The organism is Pseudoalteromonas sp. S1610 (assembly GCF_005887465.1).
Lineage (GTDB): Bacteria > Pseudomonadota > Gammaproteobacteria > Enterobacterales > Alteromonadaceae > Pseudoalteromonas > Pseudoalteromonas undina.
In genome coordinates, this window is the sequence record NZ_PNDI01000008.1 from 83,179 (window position 1) to 92,468 (window position 9,290).

The following is a 9,290-nucleotide window of genomic DNA, read 5'->3' on the forward strand; positions in this document are numbered from 1 at the left end:
TTTACTTATCTTCTAAACGTTTGGCTTTAAAATCAGACTCGCTTGTCCACTTAGGCCAGTCGCCATTATTGGCAAGTTGACTGGCTATATCTATAACCAGCTCGATATCTTGTTTTGCACCAGCTAATGACCATGCTTCTGAATAGTCGTCGGCTTCTTTATGGTATTTATGACTGATGTAGTCAGGATCGGTATCACCTAAGCTCATAAACAGTAAACTTGGCACGCCTTGTTTAGCGAGTGAGAAATGATCTGATCTAAAAAACAATCCATTTTGTGGGCGAGGATCCATTTTTACCACGCGTCCTTGTGCTTTAGCCGCGCTTGCTAAGTAATGCTCCATTTCGGATAAGTTGCTACCGTATTGCAAAATATAATCGGTTTCATCGAGCACGTTCATACCATCGATATTTAATAATCCGACCATTTTTTTGGTGGCAATCATGTTCCCATTGGCAAATTCTTCTGAGCCAATTAGACCTGTTTCTTCGGCAGTAAAGTTAGCAAACAGGATTGAGCGTTTAAATGGCTTTTGCTGATGCATCTTGCTCATAATGCGAGCTATTTCAAGTGTTGCTGCGGTGCCTGAAGCATTATCGACTGCGCCATTATAAATTTTAGGTCCACTGTCGGTTTGTTTAGTACCAAAATGGTCCCAATGGGCACTAATAATAACGTATTCGTCAGGGGTTTCACTGCCTGTAATTTGTGCAACCACATTATGTGATTTAGCGTGTGACACTTCATTTTTAAATGCAAGGTTCGCCTTTAAGTTCAATTCCTTGGCTTGAAATTGCTTACTTAATGCGTGTTGCTTTAATTGTTGATAATTTAAGTTTGCCGATGCGAATACTTGTTCAGCCGCATTAAGTGTTAACCAGCCCATAACTGGCAGTTCAGATGCATTAAGGTTGTTGTCCATCAAGCTATACTTAGTGCCCGTGTTTGAGCTTTCAACCACGCCCCAAGGGTATGCGGCTGGGGCTGTTTCATGAACAATAAATACCGCTTTTGCACCTCGGCGCGCGGCTTCTTCATATTTATAAGTCCAGCGGCCATAGTAGGTCATGGCATTGCCTGTAAATAGTGTATCGTCTTGGGTGGCAAAGCCCGGATCGTTCACCAGCACAATAACGGTTTTATCGGTTACATCAACATTGGCATAGTCGTTCCAGTTATATTCTGGCGCGTTAATCCCATAACCAACAAATACAATATCGCTATTGCGGACATCAATAATCGGCTGTAACTGCTTTGTACGGGCGGTGAAGTCTTTACCTGCAATAAAGCTAAGCTTCCCCATAGTTAATTGCATGTTTTGATCTGCAGTTAGCATGGCCATTTTAACTGGCTGTAAATACTTCTCTTGATACGCGCCAGACAACCCCATTGCTTGGTATTGCTCACTTAAATAACCAACGGTTTTAACTTCACCTAAGGTAAGCGGGCCGCGTCCTTCAAAGTCATCTGACGCTAAGGTTTTAATATGCTGTTTAAGATTATTTAAACTAACACCAGGTGTGTTTTCAAGAGATGAAGCTGGCGTTGTAGGCTCAGAGCAACCCGTTAGTGCAATAGCTAAAAAAAGTGCAGTGATTTTTATATAAGACATAACTACTTAAAATAATAATTTTTTTCGACTATAACCCTAAGTAACCGGTAAATGCGAATTTTTATCTCTTTTAACCTTATTTTTATGTCGCTTACCTCTTCACCTATTTACCCGTTCATCACCTTTAGGTAAGTTAAAACAATAACAAAAGGGATAAAGCAATGAAGCAATTTAATCGTCGAGACTTTTTAAAAGCAGCCAGTGTTGCCGCAGCTGCAGGTGTAGTGAGTGGTTGTGCATCAAGTGGAAGTGCTAATGCAAGCGCACCAAAACAGCAAGGGCGCAGCGTTATTGGTTTAGTCGCGCCCAAAATGGATGTGGTTAGAGTGGGCTTTATTGGTGTGGGTCAGCGCGGTTATGGACATGTAAAGCGTATGAGTCATATAGAAGGTACGCAAATAGTCGCTATTTGTGACACGCACACTGAGGTGCTAGAGCGAGCTGCTAATTATTTAGTTGATAAAGGGGTAGCTAAGCCGGCGTTATATACTGGCAGTGAGCACGCCTATCAACAAATGCTTGAACGACAAGACATAGATATAGTCATTATTTCTACTCCTTGGGCATGGCATGCACCTATGGCTATCGATACTATGAACAGCGCAAAACATGCTTTTGTTGAAGTGCCCCTGGCACTGACTGTTGACGAAATGTGGCAGATTGTAGATACCGCCGAACGTACTCAAAAAAATTGCATGATGATGGAAAATGTGAATTACGGTCGCGACGAGTTAATGGTATTAAACATGGTGCGCCAAGGTGTATTTGGGGAGCTGTTACATGGCGAAGCGGCCTATATTCATGAGCTTCGTTGGCAAATGAAAGAGCTTGAGCACAAAACAGGCTCATGGCGAACGCAATGGCATGCAAAACGTGATGGTAATTTATACCCGACCCATGGATTAGGCCCTGTATCGCAATATATGAATATAAATCGTGGCGATAGGTTTGATTTTTTAACCTCAATGAGCTCTCCTTCGCTGGGTAGAAGCGCGTATGCACAACGCGAATTTGCAGCGGATCATTCCCGTAATCAGCTTAATTATATTGCTGGTGATATGAACACGACACTAATTAAAACTCTCAAGGGGCGCAGTATTATGGTACAGCACGATACAACAACCCCTCGGCCATACTCTCGACATAACTTAATCCAAGGCACGAATGGTGTGTTTGCCGGTTTCCCTAATCGTATTGCACTTGAAAATGGTGGTTCTAAAAGTTTTCATGAATGGGATTATGATATGAGCGCATGGTATGAGCAGTACGACCATCCCCTATGGATTAAAATGGGTGAAGAAGCACAGCGCAATGGCGGCCACGGAGGCATGGACTTTTTAATGTTTTGGCGGATGATTTATTGCCTAAGAAATGGCGAACCGCTGGATCAGGACGTTTACGATGGCGCAGCGTGGTCGGTTATTTCACCGTTATCAGCCCAGTCTGTGAGTGAGCGTAGCCGCTCAATCGATATTCCCGATTTTACTCGCGGTGCATGGCAAACAGCACAGCCTTTAGGCATTGTAGGCTAAGGTTTATAGCAGGCATAAAAAAAGAGCGCATGCGCTCTTTTTTTATTTAACAGTTTATTACAATAGGGATCAGCTACTTCTTACATCTACTTTTAATTTAAGCTTTTGTCCTGGCTGTAAGTATTTTTGTCCGGCAAGGTTATTCCATTTAATAATATCGCTCACTGTTAAATTAAACTTAGACGCTATACGCGCTAAAGAATCGCCTCGGCGCACTTTGTAGGTAATAGTACGATTAGTATTACTCGTCGACTCTTTAGGCTGGCTAGCCGACTTATAAACTACCAATTTTTGATTTAAACGCAGTACTGCATTTTTTTTCAGCTTATTCCACTTAGCTAATTCACTCATAGTTACATCGTATTCGCGGCTAATATCCCATAGGGTATCGCCACTTTTTACCGTATGAGAAAGTTTAGTGCGTAAACTTTTATTAGCGGCCGCACGTACTTGCTGAGGCAAATGTTCACTGTTAATTTTACCATCAGTGAGTGGTACTAAAATTTGTTGACCCACACGAATTACGTTTGAGTTAAGCTTATTTAATGACTTAATCGCGCTGATACTAGTGGTAAATTTATCTGCAATCACCGACAAGCTATCGCCACGTTTGACCTTATATTGCTGCCAACGAAGACGGTTTTTAATCGCTGTAGCGGTAAGCTTTTCAGTGAATTGTTCTACTTTATCGGTAGGAAGTAATAAAAAGTGTGGGCCATCAGGATCGGTTGCCCAGCGGTTAAATCCTGGATTTAATCGATATAGTTCGGTAAGGGTCATATCGGCCATATCCGCAGCCAGTGCTAAATCTATTTGTGACTCAATATTAACCACTTCGACTACTTGTGCGTTAATTATTGGCTTCCACGACACTTTAAACTCATCTGCACGTTTTAGTAAATCAGCTAAAGCTAATAATTTAGGCACGTAGGCGGTGGTTTCACGAGGTAAATCTAGTGACCAAAAGTCGGTAGGTAAATGCTTTTTACGATTCTTTTTAATCGCACGCAGCAAGCGGCCTTCACCTGAGTTATAGGCGGCAATTGCGTTCAGCCAATCACCTTCAAGGGTTTTGTGTAAGTACGAGAGATAATCAAGTGCAGCGCGTGTAGACTGCACAATATCGCGACGACCGTCATACCACCAGTTTTGTTTTAAATCGAAACGCTCGCCAGTTGCAGGCATAAATTGCCAAATACCCGATGCAGTACGGTGAGAGTAGCCATAAGGGTCGAATGCACTTTCTACAATGGGTAAAAGTGCAATTTCGATGGGCATTTCACGCTTTTCAATTTCTTCAACAATAAAATGTAAATACGGCTCAGCACGTTTAGAGATTCGATCTAGGTATGCCTGATGACGTGCATAATAATTACGCTCAGCGACCACTGGGCGATTTTGTGGAATATCAATAGATAATTGGTAACGAATTCGCTCCCAAACATCGTCAAACACAGGGGCTTCTTCTTCAATATCGTTTACTTGTTGATATTGCGCATTCATCATTAATGCAGTGCTAATATCATTTGGGCTGGCGCCTTCAAGCTGGTTTTGAGCTTGATTTTGTGAATCTGTGTTTAACGTTGTCAGTGTTTGACAACCGCCTAGCGTCATCGCTAAGACCAATAAAAGAGGAGATTTATTCATAAATACCAATACATAGGGTAAAAAACTCGGCGAATACTACCCATAATGAGTCAACATTGCCACTTATGACCGTTAAAAGTTCCAAACAAATATGATTAGAAAATGTTAACTTATTGTTTATTAACTAATCGTTTTATTATTATTGTTGCTAGCTTAAAAATGATCTTTGAACTTTCTCAGACTAGCAAAGTTTTCCCAAGGTTCATTGTTTTTTGTAACTAAACAATACTCTTTTGGTAATGACTCTGTAATATTGGGTAAGTTGCTACGCATGAAAGGGTTAACTTTAAGTTCTTGACCTATGGTGCTTGGCAAGCTTATTTCATCATTTTTTCGCAATTCATCTACTTGCTGGCTGTAAGCGAGTAATTCGGGGTTTCGTGGCTCAACCGCTTTTGCAAAGGCCAAGTTTGCTTGGGTGTATTCGTGGGTGCAATATACTTTGCAATCACTTGGCAGTACTCGCAACTTATTAAATGAATGCCACATTTGCTCTGGGCTGCCTTCAAATAAGCGCCCACAACCGCCGCTAAATAGGGTGTCGCCAGTAAAGGCCAGTGCATCATTAATATAACAAATATGGTCTAGGGTGTGCCCAGGAGTCGCTATAATGTCAAATGGAATGTTTAAAACGCTAATTGTATCACCTTCATTTAAAGGCGTTGTTATTCCCTCAAATGGGCTATTACTTGGGCCGTAAACTGTGATGTTAGGGTACTGCTTTACTAATTGAGCTACGCCATCGGTATGATCATAATGATGATGGGTAATTAAAATACCGCCAAGGGTTAAGTTATGCTGTGCTAAATGCTCTAAAACTGGCGCTGATTGCCCAGGATCAACGACCCACGCTTGGTTATTCTGCTCGGTGGTTAAGCACCAAATGTAGTTATCAGAAAAGGCTTTAATTGCTTTGACTTGCACCATGTATCGTTGCTCTATAAAGTGGTATTTAATTAATATTATAACGAGCTTATATAATGAAACCAGCCCTTAGTTTTCAAGAAGGTCCTAAACCGTTGTCATGGCAGCAGTTTCCGCATGGTGATTATTTACGTTGTGATATAGAACGCAAATTGTCGCCTTGGTTACCGCGAATGTTTGGCTATCATATGCTTAAATTAGGTAATTTAAGCGGTGAATTAGACACCAGTAAAAGCTCCATTAAACATCAAGTATGTGTTGCAGAGCTTGGCCCATACACGGGGGTGGTTGCCGATATAGACGAACTGCCTTTTTACGAGCATAGTATAGATGCCTGCATTATGAGCCATTGTTTAGAGTATCACTCAGATCCACATCATATTTTACGTGAGGCTCATCGAACCCTTATTCCAGGCGGTTATATCGCAATTACGGGGTTTAATCCGTTTAGTTTTTGTGGGTTAGCGCAGTTACTGCCGTTTAGCCGTCAAAAATTACCGTGGACAGGGCGCTTTTTTACTCCTGCACGGGTAAAAGACTGGCTAAATTTACTTGGATTTGAAATTGTGGCCGATGAGCGTTTTATTTATTCGTCGTTGGCGCGCGGTAATCGCTTATCGCGGTTTGCATTTTGGCGCAGCTTTACTAAACAATATTTAAAACCTATGGGCAGTGTGTATATGCTGGTGGCACGAAAACGAGTTGCGCCACTTACACCAATCAAACCTAAGTGGCATGCTCGTCCACAATTTGCGCCAATAAAAGGGGTAGGGCTTAGGCAAACCTCAAAGCAGCATTATCAACAAAATAAAAAATAGCATGATGTAGAGGGTTACGGTTGGTAACCTTCATCATCGAGTAAGTTGTTGCCGCTGGCCGCATCACGAGCAAGGTCGTCAACAATTTCGTTATATTTGTGGCCACTGTGCCCTTTTACCCATTTCCAGGTAACGTCGTGCTCGGCACAGGCTTTGTCGAGACGTTTCCATAAATCGACATTTTTAACCGGCTTTTTAGCCGAGGTTTGCCAACCGCGTTTTTTCCAATTGGTGATCCAAGACTCAATACCCTGCTTAACATATTGGCTATCGGTAGTCAGGGTTACAGGGCAGGCACGATTAAGAGATTCTAGCGCCACAATGGCTGCCAGCATTTCCATACGGTTGTTGGTTGTAAGCTTATAACCTTGGCTTAATTTTTTTTCATGGGCTTCATAAATCATAAAAATACCATAACCACCGGGGCCTGGATTACCTAAACACGAACCATCGGTGTAAATCTCTACGGTTTTTTGCACTGTTTTACCTTGATATTATGTACAATAAAGTGATTATAGAAAGATACCAGAGTCAGGCTTAATTCGATATGGCACGCAGACAAATAGTTTTAGATACAGAAACCACCGGCATCGACCCTAAACAAGGGCACCGTATCATCGAGATCGGCTGTGTGGAGCTTATGAATCGCCGGTTAACCGGCAATAATTTTCACGTTTACATTAATCCGCAGCGCAGCATTGAAGAAGAAGCAATTGATGTTCACGGTATTACTAATGAATTTTTACGCGATAAACCGCTTTATCGTGATATTGCCCAAGAGTTTTTTGACTATATTAAAGGGGCTGAGTTAGTCATTCATAATGCGCCGTTCGATATTGGCCATATGGATAATGAATTTGCGTTATTAAATCAAGGCTATCAAAACACCCATAGTTTTTGTGGCGTGCTTGATACCCTTAAAATGGCGCGTGACTTGCATCCAGGGCAAAAGAACAACCTAGATGCACTTTGTCGCCGCTACGATGTTGATAACACTAAGCGGACGTTACACGGCGCCTTACTGGATTCTGAAATTTTAGCCGATGTTTACCTGGCAATGACCGGGGGGCAAGTAAAGCTAAACCTAAATCAAAACAAAGATGACTCAAGTGATGATCAAAAAGGCGGTATTAGACGCCTAAGTAGTGACAGAGCACCTTTGGTAGTTATAGCAGCTAACGATGCAGAGCAAAGCGCACATCAAACGCGTTTAGATATTGTACAAAAGGAGGGCGGCCATTGTTTATGGCGCGCTGAATAGGGCATTATTATGAAAACGCTATTAGTAGTTTCACTGCTTTTAATTGCCGTGTGTTTCCACCCCGATGCACACAGCGTAAAGCAAGTTGAAGAGTTAAAAGGCAGCGGTAAACAAAATGAAATCCCGTTACTGGATAACCGTTTTCGTGTTGATGACAAAATTGATGAAATAAAATTAATATTTTTTAGACGCCCAGGATCGCCTGCCGTAATTTTAGTAAGACCCGATGGTACTAAATACTTTGCAACCAATGCGGTGAGAAACACTAGTCTTGATTGGTACGATGAATTAAATTATGACTTAGTGGTTATTCGCAATCCCATGCCTGGGCCGTGGCAAGTTATTGGCCAAATAATGCCAGAAAGCCGCATTGTTGTTATTGGTGAGTTATCGCTAAAAGTAGACCCACTGCCTAAAATTCTGTTTCAGGGTGAAACTGTAAAGGTAACTGGTGAGATTTTAAATGATGGCGAGCCGATTCGCGCCAACCTATTTAAAGATGCGGTATCGCTTAATGTAAGCTTTGTGAGCACCAATAATGAAAACTTTGAAAACTTTGGTGCAGGCATACAACAAGTAACTGAATTCAAAGATGATGGCTACGGGTTCGATGAAAGCGCTAAAGACGGTGTGTTTACCGGTGAGTTTACTTTAAATTTCACACCTGGCGAGTGGCGCCCTGAGCTTTATATTACCACTGATGTATTAGAGAGGCGGGTGGTTCAAGATCCTATTGTTGTGCATGAGCCGCCTTTCAGCTTTACCTCCGTTGAAGCAACCGAAGAGGGGGGTGATCATCGCATTACCATCAATATTGATGATGAGCTTTTAAAACCTGATACGGTGATCATGCAAGGTAAAATTTATTATCCCAATGGTGAAGAGCAGGTATTTTACTTAGATAGCAACAGCACTACTGCTAGAGAGCTGGCTTTACAAGATTATGGTTGGGGGCGCTACAACATTGAAATCTCTGTTTTTGGCTCAACAATCAATGACCGAGAGTTTATGGCTACATTGCCAACCTATTTATTTGAAATAGAAAGACCGATTGAAGTGATTCCAGAAATTCCAGTTGCCAGTGTTAGCGAACCAGAAATTATTCCTGTGCCAGTTGTAAAACCAAAAGTAATGTCCACGGGATTAATGGTTAGTTTAATTGTTGGTGGAAATTTGGCCATTTTATTTATAGGTTGGTTATGTATTCGTGTTTTTGTGCAGAACAAACCATTAAAACTTAAATTGAATTTAGCTTTTTTAAATAAAAAGAAAGCTGTTGAGTCAAAAAAAGCTGAACAGCAAAAATCAGATGAACCAGAAAATAGCTCAAAAAATGATAAATCAGGTGGAATTTTAAACCTTTCGATGTCAGATGACTAAAAAACCTGTAAAAAAACAAAAAAGCCCTTGACGAAGCAGGGGCTGGTTCGTATTATTCACGCCGCTGTCAGGGGAGACTCAGACAGAAACGAAAATGCGGAGTGGTAGTTCAGTTG

At 41.6% G+C, this 9,290-nt stretch carries 8 protein-coding genes; 4 read left to right on the forward strand and 4 right to left on the reverse strand.

Going from position 1 to position 9,290, the window contains the following annotated elements; all coding sequences use genetic code 11:
• Position 1: 1 nt before the first annotated feature.
• Complete coding sequence (locus CWB77_RS04215) at positions 2-1,612, reverse strand: M28 family metallopeptidase (protein WP_138621501.1); 1,611 nt, start codon at positions 1,610-1,612, stop codon at positions 2-4.
• Between the two features lie 161 nt (positions 1,613-1,773).
• On the opposite strand from CWB77_RS04215, the gene CWB77_RS04220 reads away from it, so the two are divergent.
• Entirely contained in the window at positions 1,774-3,144 is a 1,371-nt protein-coding gene (locus CWB77_RS04220) for a Gfo/Idh/MocA family protein (RefSeq protein ID WP_138621503.1), read from the forward strand.
• A gap of 69 nt (positions 3,145-3,213) precedes the next feature.
• Here the strand turns inward: CWB77_RS04220 and CWB77_RS04225 are convergent, their stop codons facing one another.
• On the reverse strand, positions 3,214-4,791 hold the full coding sequence (locus CWB77_RS04225; RefSeq protein ID WP_054202169.1) for a LysM peptidoglycan-binding domain-containing protein: 1,578 nt from the start codon (positions 4,789-4,791) through the stop codon (positions 3,214-3,216).
• A 153-nt stretch (positions 4,792-4,944) separates the two neighbouring features.
• Positions 4,945-5,718, reverse strand: coding sequence for a hydroxyacylglutathione hydrolase (gene gloB / locus CWB77_RS04230; RefSeq protein ID WP_055011755.1), 774 nt, complete (start codon positions 5,716-5,718; stop codon positions 4,945-4,947).
• 53 nt (positions 5,719-5,771) lie between these two features.
• Here gloB and CWB77_RS04235 point away from each other — a divergent pair, with 53 nt between their 5' ends.
• A complete protein-coding gene (locus CWB77_RS04235; protein ID WP_054202171.1) occupies positions 5,772-6,533 on the forward strand; it encodes a class I SAM-dependent methyltransferase in 762 nt (253 codons plus the stop codon).
• A 14-nt stretch (positions 6,534-6,547) separates the two neighbouring features.
• On the opposite strand, the gene rnhA is transcribed toward CWB77_RS04235, so the two are convergent.
• Positions 6,548-7,012 carry a ribonuclease HI gene (rnhA, locus tag CWB77_RS04240; RefSeq protein ID WP_054202172.1) on the reverse strand — a complete coding sequence of 155 codons (465 nt, stop codon included), beginning with the start codon at positions 7,010-7,012 and terminating at the stop codon, positions 6,548-6,550.
• A 68-nt stretch (positions 7,013-7,080) separates the two neighbouring features.
• On the opposite strand from rnhA, the gene dnaQ reads away from it, so the two are divergent.
• Together dnaQ and CWB77_RS04250 are read left to right on the forward strand one after the other, a co-directional pair.
• Complete coding sequence (gene dnaQ / locus CWB77_RS04245; RefSeq protein WP_138621505.1) at positions 7,081-7,794, forward strand: DNA polymerase III subunit epsilon; 714 nt, start codon at positions 7,081-7,083, stop codon at positions 7,792-7,794.
• A gap of 9 nt (positions 7,795-7,803) precedes the next feature.
• Complete coding sequence (locus CWB77_RS04250) at positions 7,804-9,174, forward strand: TIGR03503 family protein (protein WP_138621507.1); 1,371 nt, start codon at positions 7,804-7,806, stop codon at positions 9,172-9,174.
• Positions 9,175-9,290: the final 116 nt, after the last annotated feature.

Bases quoted from the DNA above. Each gene is read 5' to 3' on its own strand.
- CWB77_RS04215 (WP_138621501.1), bottom strand. From the start codon at position 1,612: ATGTCTTATATAAAAATCACTGCACTTTTTTTAGCTATTGCACTAACG.
- CWB77_RS04220 (WP_138621503.1), top strand. From the start codon at position 1,774: ATGAAGCAATTTAATCGTCGAGACTTTTTAAAAGCAGCCAGTGTTGCC.
- CWB77_RS04225 (WP_054202169.1), bottom strand. From the start codon at position 4,791: ATGAATAAATCTCCTCTTTTATTGGTCTTAGCGATGACGCTAGGCGGT.
- gloB (WP_055011755.1), bottom strand. From the start codon at position 5,718: ATGGTGCAAGTCAAAGCAATTAAAGCCTTTTCTGATAACTACATTTGG.
- CWB77_RS04235 (WP_054202171.1), top strand. From the start codon at position 5,772: ATGAAACCAGCCCTTAGTTTTCAAGAAGGTCCTAAACCGTTGTCATGG.
- dnaQ (WP_138621505.1), top strand. From the start codon at position 7,081: ATGGCACGCAGACAAATAGTTTTAGATACAGAAACCACCGGCATCGAC.
- CWB77_RS04250 (WP_138621507.1), top strand. From the start codon at position 7,804: ATGAAAACGCTATTAGTAGTTTCACTGCTTTTAATTGCCGTGTGTTTC.